This is a genomic window from Sorangium sp. So ce296 (assembly GCF_051529605.1).
GTDB lineage: Bacteria > Myxococcota_A > Polyangia > Polyangiales > Polyangiaceae > Sorangium > Sorangium cellulosum_D.
Genome location: NZ_CP150325.1, coordinates 1,538,314 through 1,557,071, shown reverse-complemented (window position 1 = coordinate 1,557,071; position 18,758 = coordinate 1,538,314). Strand labels below are relative to the sequence as shown.

Annotated in this window: 15 protein-coding genes; 7 read left to right on the top strand and 8 right to left on the bottom strand. The window is 73.3% G+C overall.

Annotation, left to right across the window (positions count from 1 at the left end; all coding sequences use genetic code 11):
* On the top strand, window positions 1-2,286 hold the full coding sequence (locus WME98_RS05865) for a M20/M25/M40 family metallo-hydrolase (RefSeq protein WP_437950374.1): 2,286 nt from the start codon (window positions 1-3) through the stop codon (window positions 2,284-2,286).
* A gap of 149 nt (window positions 2,287-2,435) precedes the next feature.
* Here the strand turns inward: WME98_RS05865 and WME98_RS05860 are convergent, their stop codons facing one another.
* Genes WME98_RS05860 through WME98_RS05850 form a run of 3 tightly spaced genes read right to left on the bottom strand, consistent with a single transcriptional unit; the run spans window position 2,436 to window position 5,069 of the window.
* Window positions 2,436-3,266 carry a fibro-slime domain-containing protein gene (locus tag WME98_RS05860; RefSeq protein WP_437950373.1) on the bottom strand — a complete coding sequence of 277 codons (831 nt, stop codon included), beginning with the start codon at window positions 3,264-3,266 and terminating at the stop codon, window positions 2,436-2,438.
* Window positions 3,263-4,564, bottom strand: a complete 1,302-nt coding sequence (locus tag WME98_RS05855) for a 1-aminocyclopropane-1-carboxylate deaminase/D-cysteine desulfhydrase (RefSeq protein ID WP_437950372.1) — start codon at window positions 4,562-4,564, stop codon at window positions 3,263-3,265. The genes WME98_RS05860 and WME98_RS05855 overlap by 4 nt, the downstream gene beginning before the upstream one ends.
* Before the next feature lie 43 nt (window positions 4,565-4,607).
* Window positions 4,608-5,069, bottom strand: a complete 462-nt coding sequence (locus WME98_RS05850; protein WP_020738713.1) for a PaaI family thioesterase — start codon at window positions 5,067-5,069, stop codon at window positions 4,608-4,610.
* A gap of 137 nt (window positions 5,070-5,206) precedes the next feature.
* Between WME98_RS05850 and WME98_RS05845 the strand changes: the two genes are divergently transcribed.
* A complete protein-coding gene (locus WME98_RS05845) occupies window positions 5,207-6,118 on the top strand; it encodes a glutathione S-transferase family protein (RefSeq protein WP_437950371.1) in 912 nt (303 codons plus the stop codon).
* Window positions 6,119-6,172: 54 nt separating this feature from the next.
* Here the strand turns inward: WME98_RS05845 and WME98_RS05840 are convergent, their stop codons facing one another.
* Window positions 6,173-7,609: a phosphatidylglycerol lysyltransferase domain-containing protein gene (locus WME98_RS05840; RefSeq protein WP_437950370.1), complete on the bottom strand. Its 1,437-nt coding sequence runs from the start codon at window positions 7,607-7,609 to the stop codon at window positions 6,173-6,175.
* A 291-nt stretch (window positions 7,610-7,900) separates the two neighbouring features.
* Between WME98_RS05840 and WME98_RS05835 the strand changes: the two genes are divergently transcribed.
* Both WME98_RS05835 and WME98_RS05830 read left to right on the top strand, forming a co-directional pair.
* The gene (locus WME98_RS05835; protein ID WP_437950369.1) at window positions 7,901-9,793 is read left to right on the top strand and encodes a DUF4215 domain-containing protein; all 1,893 of its coding nucleotides are present in this window, start codon (window positions 7,901-7,903) and stop codon (window positions 9,791-9,793) included.
* Window positions 9,794-9,965: 172 nt separating this feature from the next.
* Entirely contained in the window at window positions 9,966-10,703 is a 738-nt protein-coding gene (locus WME98_RS05830; protein ID WP_437950368.1) for a hypothetical protein, read from the top strand.
* Window positions 10,704-10,775: 72 nt separating this feature from the next.
* Here the strand turns inward: WME98_RS05830 and WME98_RS05825 are convergent, their stop codons facing one another.
* The 3 genes from WME98_RS05825 to WME98_RS05815 form a co-directional block, all read right to left on the bottom strand.
* A complete protein-coding gene (locus tag WME98_RS05825) occupies window positions 10,776-10,973 on the bottom strand; it encodes a hypothetical protein (protein WP_437950367.1) in 198 nt (65 codons plus the stop codon).
* 111 nt (window positions 10,974-11,084) lie between these two features.
* Window positions 11,085-12,584: a peptidoglycan-binding domain-containing protein gene (locus WME98_RS05820; protein ID WP_437950366.1), complete on the bottom strand. Its 1,500-nt coding sequence runs from the start codon at window positions 12,582-12,584 to the stop codon at window positions 11,085-11,087.
* A gap of 270 nt (window positions 12,585-12,854) precedes the next feature.
* Entirely contained in the window at window positions 12,855-14,369 is a 1,515-nt protein-coding gene (locus WME98_RS05815) for a flavin-containing monooxygenase (RefSeq protein ID WP_437950365.1), read from the bottom strand.
* 681 nt (window positions 14,370-15,050) lie between these two features.
* On the opposite strand from WME98_RS05815, the gene WME98_RS05810 reads away from it, so the two are divergent.
* Window positions 15,051-15,872 (top strand): IS630 family transposase, encoded by an 822-nt coding sequence (locus WME98_RS05810; RefSeq protein WP_437948501.1) that lies wholly within the window; start codon window positions 15,051-15,053, stop codon window positions 15,870-15,872.
* 29 nt (window positions 15,873-15,901) lie between these two features.
* On the opposite strand, the gene WME98_RS05805 is transcribed toward WME98_RS05810, so the two are convergent.
* Window positions 15,902-16,591 carry a hypothetical protein gene (locus WME98_RS05805; protein WP_437950364.1) on the bottom strand — a complete coding sequence of 230 codons (690 nt, stop codon included), beginning with the start codon at window positions 16,589-16,591 and terminating at the stop codon, window positions 15,902-15,904.
* A gap of 262 nt (window positions 16,592-16,853) precedes the next feature.
* Between WME98_RS05805 and WME98_RS05800 the strand changes: the two genes are divergently transcribed.
* Both WME98_RS05800 and WME98_RS05795 read left to right on the top strand, forming a co-directional pair.
* Window positions 16,854-17,624: a RibD family protein gene (locus WME98_RS05800; RefSeq protein ID WP_437950363.1), complete on the top strand. Its 771-nt coding sequence runs from the start codon at window positions 16,854-16,856 to the stop codon at window positions 17,622-17,624.
* Complete coding sequence (locus tag WME98_RS05795; RefSeq protein ID WP_437950362.1) at window positions 17,608-18,744, top strand: zinc-dependent alcohol dehydrogenase; 1,137 nt, start codon at window positions 17,608-17,610, stop codon at window positions 18,742-18,744. The genes WME98_RS05800 and WME98_RS05795 overlap by 17 nt, the downstream gene beginning before the upstream one ends.
* Window positions 18,745-18,758: the final 14 nt, after the last annotated feature.

The following is an 18,758-nucleotide window of genomic DNA, read 5'->3' as shown; positions in this document are numbered from 1 at the left end:
ATGGCGTGGTCGCCCCGTCTCGCCGTGGCCCTCGCGCTCCTCGCGCTGGTCGCGCTCCGCATCGCGCAGCTGAGCCCTCCGAGCGTCGTCCCGCGAAGCGCCCCGCCCGACGTGTTCTCGGCCGAGCGGGCCAGGGCGCACCTCCTCGAGCTCGCCGCGGAGCCGCGCCCCACGGGCTCGGCGGGGCACCGGCGGGCGCGCGACTACCTGCTCGCGCAGCTCGCGGCGCTCGGCGTGCCGGCGGAGGTCCAGCGCACCTCGGTGCTCAGCCGGCAGTGGGGCCTGCCGTACGACGCCGCGCGCGTCGAGAACGTCGTAGCGCGGCTGCCGGGCGCGGACAGCACCCGGGCGGTCGCGCTCGTCGCGCACTACGACTCGGTGCCCGGCAGCCCGGGGGCCGCCGACGACGGCAGCGGCGTGGCGGCGCTGCTCGAGACGCTGCGCGCGCTGAAGAGCGGCCCCCCGCTGCGCAACGACGTGCTGCTCCTGTTCACGGACGCGGAGGAGGGGGGCGTCCTCGGCGGCAAGGCGTTCATGGACGAGCACCCGCTGCGCGGCGAGATCGGGCTCGCGCTCAACTTCGACGCCCGCGGGGCCGGCGGCGTGGTCGCGATGTTCGAGACCGGGCCCGGGGACGCGTTCCCGGTGCGCGAGCTCGCCCGCGCCGCGCCGATGCCGATCGCGTCGTCGCTCTTCCCCGCGGTCGCGCGGCGCCTCGGCCACAGCACCGATTTCAGCGTCTTCAAGCGGGCCGGCATCCCCGGGCTGAACTTCGCCTTCAGCGACGACGCCGCGCACTACCACACGCCGTCCGACACCGTGGACAACCTCGATCTCCGGAGCGTTCAGCACGCCGGAGACTACGCGCTCTCGCTCGCGCGCCGCTTCGGCGGGCTCGACCTGCGGCGCCCCGACCGCGAGGACGCGGTGTACTTCAACACCTGGGGCGCCCACGTCGTCTCCCACCCGATCGGCTGGGCGATCCCGATCGCCGCGCTTGTCATCGGCCTGTTCGCCGGCGCCGCGGCGCTCGCGCGGCGCCGGCGGCGCGCTTCGCTCGGCGGCATCTTCGCGGGCTCGCTCGCCTTTCTGGCGCTGCTCCTCGGCGCCGCCGGGGCGGTGGGCGGGCTCGGGTGGTTCCTCCGGCGCGTCCACCCGGCGCTGCGGGCGATGCCGTTCGAGCCGTACAACGCGCCCGCGTTCCGGATCGCGCTCGCCCTCGCCGCGCTCGCGGTCTCGGCGGCGGGCTACCGGCTCTTCCGGCGGCGGCTCGGGGCCTGCGATCTCGCCCTCGGCGCGCTGCTCGTGTGGCTCTCGCTCCTCGCCGGGGCGAGCCTCTCGATGCCCGGCGCGAGCTTCTACTTCGCCTGGCCGCTCGCGTCCGCGCTGGTCGGCGTCGTGGCCGTGACGATCCGGCGCGGCGACGCCCCGCCGACGCTCGGCGACGCGGCGCTCCTCGTCGCGACCGCGGCGCCGGCGGTCGCGCTGGCGGTGCCCGGCCCGTACCTGCTCTTCGTCGCGCTGGGGCTGCCGATGGCGGCGGCGCCGGCCCTCTCCGTCGCGCTCGTGTTCGGGCTCTTCCTGCCGCACGCCGAGCTGCTCGACGGCGGGGCCTCGCGGCGGCTCGCGCTCGCCTTCGCCCTGCCGGGCCTCGCGGCGCTCGCCGCGGCCTGCGCGACCCTCGGCTTCACCGAGGCCGAGCCCCGGCCGGCGAGCCTCGCGTACGCGCTCGACGCCGCCGGCGAGAAGGCCCACTGGCTCTCGGCCGACCGGGACCTCGACCCGTGGACCGCCGGGTACTTCCCGGCCGGAAGCGCGCAGGCGCCCTCGTTCGCGGTGCCGTACGTGCGCGTGGCCCACCAGAGCGAGGCGCCGGCCCTCGCCCTGCCGCCGCCGTCGCTCACGGTGCTCGGCGACGCGACCGGCGGCGGCGTGCGGTCGCTCCGGCTGCGCGTCGCGTCGCCCCGGCGAGCCCCCTGGCTGCTCGCCGAGGTGGCGTCCCCCACGACGGTGATCCGCGCGGTGGTGGACGGGCGGCGCGTGGAGGAGTCGGCCCGCGGGGCGGGGCGGAACCAGCGCTGGGGTTTCACCTACATGGGCTTGCCGCCGGAAGGCATCGAGTGGTCGCTGGAGGTCGAGGACGCGGGGCCGATCGAGATCCGGTTGATGGATCAGACGTACGAGCTCCCGCGCGAGCTCGCGCCCGGGTCGCGGCCGAAGGAGATCATGGGGGTGCCGTACCGCCTCGCGGATTCGACGTTCGTGAGCGGGTCGTTCTGGCTTTAGCCCCGCGCCGCGGCGTCGTCCTCGGGCTCACGAGCGAGAGAGAGAAAGCACCACAGAGGGCACAGAGGGCACAGAGGGCACAGAGGGCACAGAGGGAGAAAAGTAATCTCTGTGGCTCTGTGCCTCAAATCCTTCCGAGGCGCGCGCAATCAGTCGACGAAGATGGGCTCGCAGTTCGTGAACGCGAGCGTCGACTGGATCGTGAAGTTCGACGCCTCCGTGTGCCGCTCGGCGTGGAAGAAGTCGAGCGGATACTCCTGGCCGGGCGCGATCCCGAGCTCGGTGGCCATTGCATCGAGGTCGAGCTGGTCCTCCTGCGGGCTGTGGAGGCCGCCGAGATCGATGGCGAGCCGGTTGTTGATGAACACCCAGAGATCGTCGTCGCCGGAGAACCGGAACACCTCGCCGCCTTTGTAAACGAACTTCATGTGGAGCTCGAACGTGAAGTGGAAGTTGTGCTCCCTCCCCTCGTTCCCGAAGCCCTCCCCATCGACGGGGAAGAAGGCCCGGTTGTCGTAGGTGGCAATGCCGTTCCCGTTGACCGTGGGCGTGATGGTGAACTGGATCGGCATGTTCACGCCGTCGACGTCGCGGTACCACTGATCGAACTCGGCCGGCCCGGTCGTGTGCTCGGTGCCGCCCCGGTGCGCATAGACGGGCTTCTGATCCGGGCCCAGCTCGCGCTCGACGATGCCCTTCAGGCCCTGGCCCGTGAACGTCTCGAAGTCGGGGTGCCCATCGCCGCCGTTGTAGGCGCGGAAGTCGCGCACGATCCCCGTGAGGTTCGTGTCGCACCCGCTGCCGCTGCCGCTGCCCGCGCCCGAGCCCGCGCCGGGCCCCCCCGTCACGCCGCTGCCGATGTCGTCGCCGCCCGTCGGCGCGCCCGCGCCAGCCCCGGCGCCGGAGCCGGAGCCGTTCCCGGAGCCGCTCGACTCGCCGTCGCTGCCGCCACAGGCGACCCCGGCCAGGACCAGCATCATTGCGAGCGGAGCACACCAATTCGATTGCCGCGGCTGAAGCATGCGAAGACTCCTTCTGAGCGTGACTGAGCGTGAGTTGCGCGCGCGAGGCGCCCGGGCAGGCAAACCAAACACCGGCCGAGGGCGCAAGGGAGAAGCGATCTTATCCCGCCGCCATCGCGGGTCGAATCATAAAATTGCGACGATGCGACAGAGCGGTAGGTCCGCCGGAGATGCGCTGAGCTGTGGGGCATGCACCGAGCGCCGTCGCCACAGTGGGCGCCGAGCCGCTGCGACAGCGCGGCCGGGAGGCGGTCGCAAAAGCCGGGCGCGCGGGGCAGGGGCTCGCGCCGCGCGGTGAGCCAGAAGAGCGCCGGGCCGAGCCGGCGACGCCGCGCGTCGGCCATGAGCGCGGCCATGGCCTTGCCGGTGTAGACCGGCTCCAGCGAGATGCTCTCGGCCGCGAGCGCCTCGCAGGCCGCGAGCGATTCGGGCGTCGGGGAGCCGTACCCGCGGCCGAGGTAGCCGTGAACGAGGTCGATCGGCGCCGCGGCGGGCACGGGCCAGGCGCCCTTCTGCGCGAGCAGGGCGCGGAGCTCGGCCGTGAGGGCGCCGAGGCGGAGGCGCGAGGCGAGGAGGCGCTCGACCACGGCGACGGCGACGACCCGCGACCGCAGGCCGCCGAGCGCGAGCCCGACGGCGAGCCCCGCGGCGGTGCCGCCGGAGCCGAGCGGGACGTAGACGCGCTCGGGCTCGGGGAGCTCGCCCGCGCGCACCTGCGCGCTGAGCTCGAGCGCGGCGCGCGCGACGCCCACCATGCCGAGCGCCGAGGTGGCGCCGAGCGGCACGATGGCGGCGCCATCGCCGTCCCGCGCGCGGAGCGGCAGGAACAGCGATGGGCGCGCGAGCGTGAGCTCGAGGCGCGAGGGATAGAAGCGGATCGAGGTCGGCCCCGAGGCGATGAACGCGAGGTTGTCGATCACGCTCCTCGACAGGTCGGTCCAGAACAGGTGCGCGTGCACCCGCCGGCCGAGCCGCTCCGCCGCGGCGGCGAGCGCCGCGAGGTTGCCCGAGCCGATGCCGCCCGCCGCGGACCACGCCGCCGCGGTCGAGAGCGGGGGGGCGGCGAGCACGTAGTCGAGCTTCCGCATCTTCATCCCGCCGTGGACGGGCTCGCAGAGGTCGTCGCGCTTGACGCCGAGGTAATCGAGGCCCAGCGCGGCGGCGAGCCGCGGCAGCGCCTCGACGGGCGAGGGGGCGTCGATCCAGCCGAGCCGGGGAATGCGATCGATCGTCCGGAGGGCGGCTGCGTCGCGCATCGAGGGCACCTCGCGAAGGGGCGTCGAGGATGAGGATACGGCGTCAGCCGGGCGCGCCGGCGCGCTGCCCGGCGAGCACCGCGTCCGGCTCCAGCACGAGCAGGCGCACGCGCCCCGTGGCGCAGAGCCGGCCCTGCTCGTCGTGGACCGAGCCCTCCCAGACCTGGGTGCGCCGCCCGCGGTCGAGCGGCCGCGCCTCGGCGCGGAGCCGCCCCGACCGGACGGCGCGCAAGAAGCTCGTGTGGTTCTCGAGCCCGACGACCGAGCGGCCCTCCGGCAGGGCGTGGAGCGCGGCGCCGACCGACGCGAGCGTCTCGATGATCCCCGCGTGGACGCCGCCGTGCACGATGCCGTAGGCCTGCCGGTGCTGCGGCCCGACGTCGAGCTCGGCCTCGACCCCGTCGCCCGTCGCGCGGACGAGCCGGAGCCCCATGGCGCTGACCCAGCCGTCGATGTTCGCGGCGTTGAACGCCGCGGCGAAATCCTCAGGGTTCCCTTCGGCCATGGAGACAGCCTAGTCCACGCGCCGCCGAGGGCCTCCGGCAATCTCCCGGTGATCGCAAGATCTTCCAAGAACGGCGCGCGGCGCGCTCCCTAAGGTGAACGCCGACCCGAGGAGGTCGCCCGGGAGAGAGGTGTTTCATGGCCGAGATCATCCTTCATCACTATCCCCTGTCGCTCTTCGCCGAGAAGATCCGCCGGATCCTGGCGTACAAGAAGATCGCGTGGCGCTCGGTCGAACAGCCGATGATGGCGCCGAAGCCGGAGCTGACGCCGCTCACCGGTGGTTACCGGCGGATCCCGGTCCTGCAGATCGGCGCGGACGTCTACTGCGACACGGCGTGCATCGCGCGGCGCCTGGAGCAGCTCAGGCCGGAGCCTGCCTGTTTCCCGCCAGGCCAGGCCGGGCTCGCCGGGCTGATCGAGGACTGGGCGGACCACCGGCTGACGTCGCAGATCGTGCCGCCGGTGGTCGTCGACCTGTTTCCTGCCCTGCCGCCCGGCATCCTGGCGGATCGCGCGGCGATGTCGCCGGCGCTCAGCAAGGAGGCGATCTTCGCGGCGGCGCCGCACGCCCTGAGCCAGGCGCTCCTGTCGCTCGACCGCCTCGACGGCCAGCTCCGCGACCGGCCCTTCCTGCTGGGCGACGCGTTCTCGATCGCGGACGCGGCGTGCTTCCACCCGGTCTGGTTCATGAAGCAGAGCGCGAGGCTGTTCGCGGCCGTCGAGGCGCGGCCGGCGCTCGCGGCGTGGCTCGCGCGCATCGAGGCCTTCGGGCCGGGCGAGGCGCGGCCGATGAGCGCCGCCGAGGCGCTCGCGATCGCCCGCGCGTCCGAGCCGGCCGACATCGCCGGCGGGGAGACGGCGACAGGAGAGGGGCTCCGGCCGGGAGCTTCGGTGGCGATCGCGGCCGACGATCACGGTCCAGAGGAGAGCCGGGGCGTCGTGGTGCGGAGCTCGGCCGCCGAGATCACGATTCTGCGTCACGACCCGGAGGTGGGGGAGATCGCGTTGCACTTCCCGCGCGCCGGATATCGCATCAAGGAGCGGTGAGCCGCGCCGACCCGCCATCGCGGGCCGCGTTGGACGCCCCGCGCCCCAATCCCATCACGAAATCGAAGTCGACCCACGCGGACGCATGAGATCGATTCTTCTCCTCGGGCCGCGGAGATGCTTCGGCCGGTGCATCCGTGCGCTCCACAGCAGCACCGCCGCGACCGCCGGCGCCGCGACCGCCACACCCACGACCGCGAGCTCGAACGCCCCCCGCGCCCGCGGCAGGTTGAACAGCAACGCTTGCGCCAGCGTCAGCGCCGCGTCGCAGGTCACCAGCCCGGCCAGCACCAGAGAGAGCGTCTGCCCGTGCCGCTGGCTCAGCCGCAGCATGGCCGGCGCGAGGCACACGTCGAACGCCACCCACGCCCATTTCACGGAGGGTGACGGGAACCATCGCTCCGCGGGAGCGAGCGCGAGCAGCGCGGTCCACGGAATCAGCAGCCAGCCGAGCACCTCGAACACCACGGCCGGCCCGCGCAGCAGCGTCGCGAGCCCGAAGCGCAAGAGACCTCCGCGCGCGAACGCCGCGAGCGCGTCATAGATGGCCACGAGCCCGTGGCCGCCGGGCGGGTACATCAGGTAGATCGGGACCCAGCTGTCGGGCCGCAGCTTCGCCTTGAATGCGTAAAGGCCCTGGAAGTCGTAGAGACGAGCCCCGAGCCGCTGCGCCGCGCGCAACCCGCGCCGCACAGGCCCGGCGAGCGGCGCGAGGCCGAGCGTGACATACAGGCACTCCTCTGCCGCGGCGGTGCGCATCGCGTGATCCACGAGCATCTCCGTGGTGCCGTTCGGCGCGGACGGGTCGCGCAGCAGGTCCTCCAGAAAGAGGCCGCGCCGCGCGTACACCGGCACTGCCGCGAGGAAGCCGACCACCGCGCCTCCGGCCTCCGCCACGACGTAGCGCCGCTCGCCGGCGAACGAGAACGGCTCCAGCTGCACGAGGAATCCCATGGGCGCCATCGGCCGCGAGGAGGCCCAGCGCGCCATGAGGCGCTCCACTTCGCGCCGCAGCGGGCTCTCGGCGTCCTCGATCTCGCCGGGGCTCACCGCGCGCGCGACCACGCCCTTCGCGCGCGCGCGCCGGAGCTGCTCGCGCAGCCGCCGGCTCGACCGGAGGACGTCGCCCCACCGCGCCGGGTCCCACACCGGCTGTTCCCCGATGAGCATCGCGCTCCAAGGGACCCGCTCGGAGAACCGCGCCTCCGCGCCGAAGAGGCACGCGCGCCGCCCCGCCATCGCGGCTGCCTCCACGAACGCCCGCGCGACCTCGACCAGCCGCTCTGCAGCCGCGATCGGGGCGCCCGCGGCGACCCACGCGCCGCCGGTGTCGACATAGGCCACGCAGGCGTCGTCGCCATGGAACCAATACCGAAAGTCGGACTCCAGGGTCTGGAACGAGGTCGCGTTCCACCCGTGGCGTTTGAGCAGCGCGAGGACGCGCTCGCGGTCGGGGCCATGGTTCAGCGGCGGCACGGTCCGGCCGAGCATAGCGCAGGGGCGCTCCGGCGCTCGCAGCGCTGTTCGAGGCAGCCGCGTCGGTACGCCACGCAGGAGTCCAGCGGCAAAGGGCCTGATCGACAGCGCGCGCCGCGATCCGCCCTTGTAGAAAAGCGACGCTATATCGGTATTTGTCCGCGCCTCGGAGAAGGGCCTTCACCGCGCGCTCCGCGCGGGCGGCGGCTCGGCGCACGAGGGGCTCGAGTTCAGGGCAACCACGTGAAAGACTGCCGCGCGCTTCGCGCATCTCGAGCGATCGCGGGCGACCGAAAGGAGCAGGTCATGCGTCCTCGTGCTTCGTGCTTTGGTTCGACGATCTTCATCGCGGGCTGCCTCGCCGTCGCGGCGAGCTGCTCTGCGGCCGGCGAGGGCAAGACGGGCACGCCCGGCGGCGGCGGCGGCCCCGGGGACGGCCCCGGCGCCGGCGGCGATCTCGGCGACGGCGACATCGGCGACGGCGACATCGGCGCGACGTTCCGTTGCGGTGACGGCGTCCTGACCTCGGACGAAGCGTGCGACGACAGCAATTCCCAGAGCGGGGACGGCTGTACCGGCGATTGCCTCTCGGTCGAGCTGGGCTGGTCGTGCCCGATCGCGGGCGCTGCCTGCACCCGCATCGCCCGCTGCGGAGACGGCGCCGTGGTGTTTCCGGAGCTCTGCGACGACGCCAATACGGCTGCGGGCGACGGCTGCTCGCCGACCTGCAAGGTGGAGGTGGGCTACAAATGCGCCGGCAGCCCGAGCGCCTGCGCGGCGACGACCTGCGGCGATGGCGCCCAGGAGGGGGCCGAGAGCTGCGAGGACGGCAACACGACGCCGTTCGACGGCTGCTCGTCGACGTGCCAGGCCGAGCCCGACTGCTCCGCGGGCAGCTGCGTTTCCCGCTGCGGAGACGGCCTCGTGCTCGCGGAGGACTGCGACGACGGCAACAACATCGACGGCGACGGGTGCTCCGCGGCGTGCACGATGGAGCCCGGTTATGAGTGCGCCGTGCCCCAGCCCTCGGGATCCATGGCCGTGCCCGTGGTGTTCCGCGACTTCCGGGCGGCCCACCCCGACTTCGAGCCGAACGGTCCAGGCCGGAGCGCGCCGGTCTTCGGCATGGTCGCGAACCGGCTCGACGCGGAGAAGAAGCCGGCGTACGTGGCCGCGGCGAACAGCCAGGTGACGAGCGCGCAGAGCTTCGCCCAGTGGTACCACGACGTGCCTGGCACCAACAGCACAACGGTCACCACCCTGACGCTGTGGGACATCGGAGATGGCCGCTTCGTGAACCGCTGGGGCGAGGACGGCGCGCCGTGGACGCTGCTGTCGCCGGAGAGCGCGCACTATTGCGGCAACGTGGGCAACGAGGTGGACGGGGAGCGCTGCACCTCGTCGGCCGAGAACACGGCGGCCTGCGGCGACATCCACGGCCCCGATTTCCACAGCTGCGAGGTGCGCGGCGGCGTCTACTGGGCGAGGTACGTGGACGCCACGTACGACGGCAACCCGCTGTTCTTCCCCGTCGACGGAGATCGGTTCACCCCGGCGGCCGAGCGCGTCCCCGCCGATATCTTCCCGAGCTACGGGGACGGGAGCTGGCTGAAAGAGGAAGGCACCCCGGACCATAACTTCCACTTCACGAGCGAGATTCGCTACTGGTTCCAGTACACGGCGGGCGAGCAATACGTGCTCGACTTCACCGGCGATGACGACGTGTGGGTGTTCATCAACGATCGTCTCGCGGTCGACGTCGGCGGCATCCACAGCGCCGTCACCGGGCACCTCGTCATCGGCGCCAACGGGACAGGGCAGGTGACCTACGCCGGGGGCGAGGACGACGTCATCCGGCCGCAGAACGTCGACCTCGGCCTCGCGGACGGCGGCGTCTACCAGATCGCCGTGTTCCACGCCGAGCGCCAGACGGCGGCGTCGACGTTCAAGCTGACGCTGCAGGGCTTCGCGACGGCGCGCAGCGAGTGCAGGCCGATCTGCGGCGACGGCGTCGTCGGCCTCGGCGAACAGTGCGACGACGGCGTGAACGACGGCGGCTACGGCGAGTGCGGGCCGGACTGCCAGCTCGGCGAGTACTGCGGCGACGGCATCGTCCAGGGCCCCGAGGAGTGCGACGACGGCAACAACCGCGACGGCGACGACTGCGGCAGCGGCTGCCGCAACCTCATCCCCCGCTGAGCCGGCGCGCGCCCGCGCGCGGGCGCCCGGGGAGCGCCTCCCCCGCCTGCAGGCGCGGGCGCCCGCGCCTGCGGGCGGGGGAGGCCGCGCGCTCGCGGGGGAGGCCGAGCGCCGACAGCGTGCGCACATCTCCCACGCAGCGCGGAGGGCGCCTTTGCGCTACGACTGCGGGATGTTCGGTCCCGGGCATCCTCAGTATCGTCCCCAGCAGCCGCCTTATTACCCTCCCCAGCAGCAGCCTTATTACCCGCCTCCGCCGCCCCCGCCGCAGCGCCCGAAGCCGGGCGTATCGCCGATCGTGATCGTGCTCGCGGTCCTTGGCGGGTTGTTCGCGCTCGGCGTCGGCGCCCTCGTCGTGATCGGCGGCGTTCTGTACGTGGTGGCGAGCGCGGAGCCCGAGAGCGCGGAGCCCGAGAGCGCCGTCGTCGAGCCCGCGCTCACCGGCGCGCCGACCGCGGGCGGCGCCTCGCCCGTGCGGCCCGTGCCGCCCGCGTCGACGAGCACCCGGCTGCGCCCCGACCAGGAGGCCGACGAGGCGGCGGGCGCTGACCCGGCAAGCGGCGGCGACGGCGTCCCCGAGGTGCCGTCGCCCGCGGGTGACGACGGGGCGGGCGACGCGCCGGCGCCCGCGGTGGCCGGAGCGCGGACGCCCGCCGCCCCGAGCGCGGGCGCCGCGAAGGAAGGGTCGAACAGCGGGAGCGCGGCGGGCGGGACGTCGTGGTGGTGCACCGGCAGCGCGTCCGTGCGCGTCTGCGGCTTCGCGGGCGCCTGCAACTATCAGATGGTCTTCGGCAACGGCATGGGGAACGACCGCTTCATGGCGTCGCAGCAAGCCAAGCGCTCGTGCGAGGCGAGCGCGCGCGCGAAGGGCGCCTCGGCCATCTGCGTCGTGCAGTGCAGCCCTCGCTGACGCGGGCCGAGCTCGTCCCTTGCCTCGCGGAGGTGGCGCCGCGCCGGCTGCCGAACGTCAGCCGCTGCGGCGCTAGCTCGACCTGCGCGCGGGTCGCGCCGGGCGACCGCTCGGACGCTCTTCGTGCTGCTCGGGCGGTGTCGTATCGAGCGCAAGGGGCGACTCGAGCACGCGCACGACGAGGCGATAGAGGAGCTCCACGTCCGCCGGCGTGAGCGACGCAAACGACGCTCGAAGGACCCGATCGACCACGGCAGCTCCTTTCTTCATGAGGTCTGGAGTCCAGCGAATGACGGCCCGCTGCCCCGAGCAACAGCTCATCCCTGCGTCGAAGCGGCCGCCTTCACGCCGCGACCTGCGGGGCTCCCCTCCCGGCGAGGCTCAGCCCCTGAGGGTCGCGCCGTTGATGTGCGCGGCGAGATCGGCGTACTTCATGCGAAACCGGCCGCCGAGTTCGGGGACCGGCGCGCGGGGCGGGGGGCCCTGGCAGCTGTCCGACCCCACGGGGTTGCGCAGGATGACCGAGGCGGGCGCGCCGTCGGCCCCGCGCTCGATCTTCTCGGCGACGACCCAGTGATAGCCGCCGTCCCATTTCAGGAGAACGGGCACCTTCTCGCCGCGCTCCATCGCCGCGGCGACGTCGGCGGCGACGGACGCGCCGCTGCGCAGGAGAGACGAGACGCTCGTGTAGCTGCCGCCCATGATGTCCTGGAACAGGCTCGTGAAATTGCCGAGCGGGACGCGCGAGTCGCCCCCCAGGGCGGCCCAGAACGAATCGTTGTCCTCGGGGTTGTCGTAATCGAAGATCCAGCTCATCGCGGTCGCGTGGTTCATGAGCGCGGATTGGAACAGCCGGTCGATGTCGACCCGGCCCGAGGCGTCGCGCAGGATCGCGTTGCGCGGCATCCTGAGCGCGCGGCCCGAGCGGAGCGTCACCTCGCGCGCCTCCCGCGTGATCCCGTCGAGGATCCGCACGAACTCGGCCGGATCGACGCGCAGCAGGACGTACTCCATCGTCCCCGCGCCGCAGGTGCCGTGACACGCGCCCTGCTCGACGCGCAGCGGGTTGTCCACGTGTCGGATCGCCTGCGCGAGCACGAGGTGCGGATCGATGCCGCCCTCGAGCACGAGCTTCGGATCGCGCTGGACGCCCGCCATCGTCGCCAGGTTCGGCAGGAGCGCCCCCGTGTGCAGCCGGCCCGCCGCGAGGAGCCTGTCGAGCGCGGCGAGCGCGGGCGCGTCGCCCCGGAGCGCGCGCCGGACCTCGTCGAGGCGCGCGCCCCGATCGGCGGCGAGCGCGCCGGCGGCGGTGGCCGCGGGCCTGTCGCCGACGGAGTCCACGGCGGGCGGCGGCGAGTCCGGATCCGGCTCGGCCCCGGGCACCACCTGCGGGAGCTTGTCCCCATCCTTGAAATAGCCCTGATCGTTGCGCGAGGGCCCGCCGGACGCCTGGACCGCGGCCGACGTGCGGCCGAGCGCCGCCACCTGATCGGGGCTGAGCCCCGCGGCCTTGGCCATGGCCTCGTCGAGCGCCAGCGCACGGCGGGCGGCGAGGCGTGCGAGGCGTGCGAGGCGTCGATCGAGGGCGGCGATCGTCGCGGCGTCGACGATGCCCGTCTGGGGCAGGCCCTCCGCGGCTTGCAGCGCGACGATGGCGTCGCGCGTCTTCGGCCCGAACGAGCCGTCGGCCGTCATCCGTTCGCCGCTCGCGCCGCTCGCGCCGAGCGCGTCTTGCAAGGCGCGCACGCCGTCGCCGCGCGCCCCTTCCGCGAGCGTCGCCGCGCCCGCCGCGATCGATCTCAACACCTCGTTCGCCGCGAGCTCGGGGGCGCCGAGCCGCGTATTCCCGTTGTCGCCCATGGTCCCCTCCGGCAATCGCAAGACGCGCTGGTTCGATCCTAGGATACTACGCCGCGCCCGTCGATGGCACGCTCCAGCGGAGGCGAAGCCGACATCGTCGCTCATCGTGTCATGATCGACCCGAGGAGCGGCGTCGGGTAGTGGCCGGATGTGAACATGAAGGCGGGGAGGTGGGAAGAAAAGATCAATGATCTTCCCGCCTTCCCGCCTTCATGTGAATCACTCCGGGGCAAATTGGGCCACCACCCGGCGTCGTGGGGCCAGCGTGGCTCGAGCGGCGCGCGCCTCGGCTCAAGCCTCCGCGTGCCGAGGGCGCTCCGCGCTCGCGACATCGCGGCGCGGCGGCCGACCCTCCCTGGAAAAGACCATGGCGGCGTCCTCCACCGGGCCGAGCGTCATCGCGAGCAGATCGAGCACGTAGTTCTGGCGGAAGTACCACGGCGCCTTCGAGCCCTGCTTGGGCAGGTGGTCCGCCGAGCGCTGCACGTAGCCCGACCTCAGGCCGAGCAGCGGCCGAGGATCGAGGTCCGATTCGTCAGGGCGGGGCAAGCACTGCCGGTAGCCGTGGCGAGCCATGTGGCTTAGCAGCCGACAGACGTACATCGAGGCCAGCTCCGCGCGGAGCGTCCACGAGGCGTTGGTGTAGCCGAGGCAGAACGCGAAGTTCGGGACGCCGCCCAGCATCAACCCCTTGTAGATGAACGCCCGCCCGGGCTCGAGGACGTCGCCGTCGACGTCGACGCGGATGCCGCCGCAGAACAGGAGCTCCAGGCCCGTCGCGGTCACGATGATGTCCGCCTTCAGCTCCTCGCCCGACTCGAGCAGGACGCCGTTCTTCGTGAAGGTCCGGATCCGGTCGGTGACCACCGAGGCGCGCCCCTCCTTCACCGCGCGGAAGAGGTCGCCGTCGGGCACGAGGCAGAGGCGCTGATCCCACGGATCGTAGCGAGGGTTGAAGTGCGTATCGACGTCGAAGTCGGGCGGCAGATGCCGGGCGACGCCGCTGCGGAGCATCCGCCTGGCGAGCCGCGGCGCGCGCTGGCAGACCTGGTAGACGAGCAGGCTGAGCGCGACGTTCTTCCACCGGGCGACGCGGTGGGCGAGCCGCTCCGGCAGGTGCTCGCGGATCGCGTTCGCGATCGCGTCCTCCGCGGGCAACGAGGCGATGTAGCTCGGTGAGCGCTGGAGCATCGTCACGTGGGCTGCGTCGGCGGCCATCGCGGGCACGAGCGTCACGGCCGTGGCGCCGCTGCCGATCACCACGACGCGCTTGCCCCGGTAGTCGAGATCTTGCGGCCAGTGTTGCGGGTGCACCAGCCGCCCCTGGAAGTCGTCGGAGCCGGGGAAGCTGGGCGTATAGCCGCTCTCGTAGCGATAGTAGCCGCTGCAGACGTACAGGAAATCGCAGGAGTAGCGCACGCGCTCCTCGCCTGGGCCGACGTCCACCTCGACGGTCCAGCGCGTGTGCTCCGAGGACCACGACGCGGAGCGAACCCGGTGATTGAACCGGATGTGCCGGTCGATGCCGAACTCCCGGGCCGTATCGCTCACGTACTCGCGGATCGACGGCCCGTCCGCGATCACCTTGGCCTCCTTCCAGGGATGGAAGGAATAGCCGAGCGTGAACATGTCGGAGTCCGAGCGGACCCCGGGGTAGCGGAACAGGTCCCAGGTGCCGCCGATGGCGCTGCGCCCCTCGAGGATCGCGTACCGCTTGCCGGGGCAGCGCGTCTGGAGGTGGTAGCCGGCCCCGATGCCGGAGAGGCCGGCGCCTACGATCAGGACGTCGAAGTGCTCGATGGACATGCTGCGTTCTCTAGAGGCGAGCGCCGTTGCGCTCCAGGGCCCGAGCATAGCGTGGCGAAGCACGGCTGTGCTCGGCGCCTCGCGCGGATTTCGGTGCGCCGCGCGGCGCGACGGCGGCGAGGCGCGCCGCTGGCCGCCGGCGGGCGGCGATCCGGAGGGGCTGCCGCGGCGCGATCGGCGTGAGCTCAGCTCGCTCGACGCGGGCGAGGCGGCCCGGCATGTGCGCCCGGCGACATCTCTGGCGCATCGGGAGCCCGATGCGGTCCCAGGATAACCTGCTTGGGATCCTGTCCTGTCAGAGAAGCTCGTCTGGGAGCGTTGGTCGCTAGTGGACTGTTCGATAAGTTTTTTAACATATTCCCCGGGGTGGCGTAAGCTTCGGCATGCGAGGACGACCACCCAGGAAGATCGAGCTGTCGCAGGAGGATCGGGCGTACCTGGAGCGGCTGGTGCGCGATGGACGGACCGAGCAACGCGTGGCTCGCCGAGCTCGGGTGCTCTTGGCCATGGCAGACCCGGCGACGGTCGTGGAGGAACTGGCGACGCACGTGGAGCAGAGGCGCGAGAGCATCTGGCACCTCTGCCGTCGGTACGAAAAGGTGGGGGTTCGGGCGGTCGAGGACGCCCCTCGCGAGGGTCGGCCCCGGGCTTTTTCCCCCTCTGCAACGCGTCGGCCTCGAGATGCTCGCCTGTTGTGAGCCCGCAGGGCTCGGGCTGCACATGACGCACTGGTCGACGCGCAGCCTGGCGAAGGTGGCGGCTGAGCGTGGGCTGGTGCCGAAGATCGCGCACTCGACCGTCTCGCTGATCCTGCGTACCGCCGATCTGCAACCCCACCGTTCGCGGTACTGGAAGACGCCCACGATCGATGCCGACTTCGAGAGGAGGGTGACGCGCATCCTGTGGTGCTACGAAAGAGCCTCGGATCTAGCCGCGCGCGGCGAGCTTGTACTTTGCTTCGACGAGAAGCCGAACATCCAGGTGCTCGAACGCCGGCGACCGACGCGCCCCGTGAGGCCCGGCCAGGCCGAGCACCAGGAGTTCGAGTACATCCGGCACGGGACGGTGAACTTCGCCGCGGTCCTCGATGTGCACACGGGCAAGATGCGCGGATGGTGCCCCAACCGGAACGATAGCGAGCACCTGCGCGCGATCCTGCCCGAGTTACTCCACGAGTGCTGCGATGCGCGACGCGTGCACCTGATCTGGGACGGAGCCCCGTCCCACGTCGCACAGGAGACCACCACCCTGCTGCGTACCCTCTACCCGCACGTCCGCGTCCTCGTGACGCCGGCGCACGCCTCGTGGCTCAACCAGGCTGAGTTGCTGCTCCGCGCGTTCAGCGAGCGCTACCTGAAGCGCGGCAGCTGGAACAGCCGCCAGCAGCTCGTCGAGCACCTGGACGCGAGCTGGCGAGAGTACGACCAGCTCTACGCTCACCCGTTCAGGTGGTCCTGGACGCGGCAGAAAATGCACCGCTGGGTTGAGCGGCATGCCGCGTGATTATGTTAAAAAACTTATCGAACAGTCCACTAGCGTCCCGCGGGCGGGGCAGCGCGGAGGAACGCGCGCATGTGGAAGCGGCGTTGATCGTCGGGGTAGATGTGCTCCTGCCCGACCGGGCAGGCGCGCCGCGACAGGCACCCTGCGGTCATGCACGCTCCGGCGGGCTGGGCGTCGAGGTGGCCGACGCAGGCGGCGGCGTCGTAGCTGCCGGGCGAGAAGGCGGCGACGGGGCAGGCGCGCAGACAGGGCTTGTCGGCGCACGACGCGCAGGGGCTCGGCAGGTCCTCGCGCGGCGGGAGCGACAGCCGCTCGGCGAAGACGAGCGCGGCGCGATACCCGTGCCAGAGGCCGAAGCGCGGGTGGATGAGGATGCCGAGGGGCGACGGGTATACCGGCTCGGCCCGCTGCGCCCAGCGCTGGAAAGGCCAGTACGGAGGGCCGGTGAAGGGGAACAGCGGGGCCGCGCCGAGCTCCGCGGCGAGCGCGGAGACCACCGTGGAGGTCCAGTCGTCGAGCGCGAGATCGGGCGCTTGCTCGCGGGCGCGCGAGAACGCGCGCCACATGGAGGGGCCTGCATTGCCGAGCAGGACGAGCGTGCCGGCGGGGAGATCCCCGGCCGCGGGGACGCCGTCGCCCTCGCAGGGGTGGAAGCCGCCGCGCAGCGGGATGCCCGCGCGGTCGCAGCGCGCCGAGAGAGCAGGCCAGCCGATGGGCATCGGGGCTCGCTTAGGACGCCAGGGCCGGCGCGGCAAGCGAGCGATGGCGAAGGCGGCCCCGCGAGGGCCTCGATCGGCTCTCCTGGATCGGAGCGAGCGCCGCGCGCCCCGCGGGCGGCCTCCTCGCCTGATCAGGGGTTCTGTTCTACAGTGGCGCCGTGGTCCGGAGGCTCGATGGCCGGCTCGGGACGAGGACGTCGTCCCCCAACGCCCGCGCGGCGCGCGCGTTCGGCCGCGCCGGGTGTCCGCCCGCGAGCGCGCCATGAGCCTCCCGCGCCCGCTGGTCACGCTCCACTTCGCCCAGACGCTCGACGGCCGCATCGCCGCCCCCAACGAGCGCGTCGAGCTCAGCACGCCCGCCGGGATCGAGCACGCCCACCGGGCGCGCGCGGATCACGACGCGGTGCTCGTCGGGATCCGCACCGTCGTCATCGACGATCCCCTGCTGACGGTGCGCGCGTGCGAGGGCCCGCAGCCGATGCGCGTCGTGCTGGCGAGCACCCTCGGCGTGCCGGAGGGGGCGCGCCTCTTGCGACGGTCGTCGACAGCGTCGACCACGTCGACAGCGTCGACCACGTCGACAGCGTCGACCACGTCCACCACCGCCAACGGCGCCGGCACCGCGAGAGCGCAGCCGGCCGGCGGGCGCGTGGTCGTCATCGGCGCGGCGGGCCGCGCGCTGGACGGCGCGCGCGCGCGCCTCGAGGAGCGCGGCGCGGCGGTGATCGTCGTGCCCGCGGACGACCGCGGCCGCGTCTCGCTGCCGCACGCGCTCGCCGAGCTCCACGCGCGCGGCGTGCGGCGGCTGCTCGTCGAGGGGGGCGCCGCCGTGCTCACCTCGTTCCTGCGCGCGCGGCTCGCCGATCGCGCCGAGGTCGAGATCGCGCCGCGCCTGCTCGGCGACACGGCGATCCCCGCGGTCGGCGCCCTCGGAGAGGCGCCGCTCGCGTCGGCGATCGACCTGCGCGAGCCGGCGGTCGAGCTCCTGGGGGGCAACCTGCTCTTGCGAGGCGACGTTGCCTATCCCGACTGATCCTCCGGCGCCGCCGGGGACCTCCGCGCCGCCAGCGGCCTCCGCGCCGCCGGGGACCTCCGCGCCGCCAGCGGCCTCCGCGCCGCCAGCGGCCTCCGCGCCCGCGCCGCTCGCGGGGCCCGCCAGGGAGCTCTGGTTCGTCCGCCCCGGCGTCGTCGAGGTGCGCGCCGGCGACCCGCCGCGCGAGCCGCGGGCCGGCGAGGTCGTGGCGCGCGCGGTCGCCTCGGGCGTGAGCCAGGGGACGGAGCTCCTCCTCTTCCGCGGCGAGGGGCCGACGCCGTTCGATCCGTCGCTCGACGCGCCGGGCGCGCCGACCTACCCGCGCCGCTACGGCTACGCGTGGGTGGGCGAGGTCGTCGCCCGCGGCGAGGGCGCGGCGCTCGGGCCGGGCGACCGCGTCTTCGCGCTCGCGCCGCACGGCGATCTGCACCTGTTCGGGCCGGGCGCGGCGCGCGCGCTGCCCCGCTCGATCCCGGGCGAGCGCGCGGTGCTGGCCGCGAACCTCGAGACGGCGGTCACGTGCGTGTGGGACGCGGGGGTCGGCCTCGGTGACGCCGTGGTGGTGCTCGGCGGCGGCGTCGTCGGGCTGCTCGTCGTGGCGCTCGCGCGGCGCGCCGGGGCCGAGGTCCGCCTGGTCGAGCCGAGCGAGCGGCGCCGCCGCGCCGGCCTCGCGCTCGGCGCCGCCGCGGCGATCCGGCCGGAAGACGACCGGCCGCGCGGCGACGCGGACGTCGTGATCGCCGCGACGGGCGACCCGGGCGAGCTCGACCGCGCGATCGCGCACGCGGCGCGCGAGGCGACGGTGACGGTCGCGTCGTTCTACGGGGCGCGGACGAGCCCGGTCGCGCTCGGCTCGGAGTTCCACCGCCGCCGGCTGCGCCTGCGCGCGAGCCAGGTCTCGACCATCCCGCCCGAGCGCGCGCCCCGCTGGGACTACGCGCGGCGCTTCGCGCTGGTGCGCGCCCTGCTAGAGGACGCCGCGCTCGACGCGCTGCTCGACCCGCCCGTCCCGTTCGACGCCGCGCCGTCGGTCTACGCCGAGCTCGCCGCCGCGCCCGGGGCGAGGCTGCAGACGGTCTTCCAGTACGGATCGCGATCGGCTACGCGAGGGGCAACCTAACGAAGGGGTCTCCC

Bases quoted from the DNA above. Each gene is read 5' to 3' on its own strand.
- WME98_RS05865 (WP_437950374.1), top strand. From the start codon at position 1: ATGGCGTGGTCGCCCCGTCTCGCCGTGGCCCTCGCGCTCCTCGCGCTG.
- WME98_RS05860 (WP_437950373.1), bottom strand. From the start codon at position 3,266: ATGATGCTGGTCCTGGCCGGGGTCGCCTGTGGCGGCAGCGACGGCGAG.
- WME98_RS05855 (WP_437950372.1), bottom strand. From the start codon at position 4,564: ATGCGCGACGCAGCCGCCCTCCGGACGATCGATCGCATTCCCCGGCTC.
- WME98_RS05850 (WP_020738713.1), bottom strand. From the start codon at position 5,069: ATGGCCGAAGGGAACCCTGAGGATTTCGCCGCGGCGTTCAACGCCGCG.
- WME98_RS05845 (WP_437950371.1), top strand. From the start codon at position 5,207: ATGGCCGAGATCATCCTTCATCACTATCCCCTGTCGCTCTTCGCCGAG.
- WME98_RS05840 (WP_437950370.1), bottom strand. From the start codon at position 7,609: ATGCTCGGCCGGACCGTGCCGCCGCTGAACCATGGCCCCGACCGCGAG.
- WME98_RS05835 (WP_437950369.1), top strand. From the start codon at position 7,901: ATGCGTCCTCGTGCTTCGTGCTTTGGTTCGACGATCTTCATCGCGGGC.
- WME98_RS05830 (WP_437950368.1), top strand. From the start codon at position 9,966: ATGTTCGGTCCCGGGCATCCTCAGTATCGTCCCCAGCAGCCGCCTTAT.
- WME98_RS05825 (WP_437950367.1), bottom strand. From the start codon at position 10,973: ATGAAGAAAGGAGCTGCCGTGGTCGATCGGGTCCTTCGAGCGTCGTTT.
- WME98_RS05815 (WP_437950365.1), bottom strand. From the start codon at position 14,369: ATGTCCATCGAGCACTTCGACGTCCTGATCGTAGGCGCCGGCCTCTCC.
- WME98_RS05810 (WP_437948501.1), top strand. From the start codon at position 15,051: ATGCTCGCCTGTTGTGAGCCCGCAGGGCTCGGGCTGCACATGACGCAC.
- WME98_RS05805 (WP_437950364.1), bottom strand. From the start codon at position 16,591: ATGCCCATCGGCTGGCCTGCTCTCTCGGCGCGCTGCGACCGCGCGGGC.
- WME98_RS05800 (WP_437950363.1), top strand. From the start codon at position 16,854: ATGAGCCTCCCGCGCCCGCTGGTCACGCTCCACTTCGCCCAGACGCTC.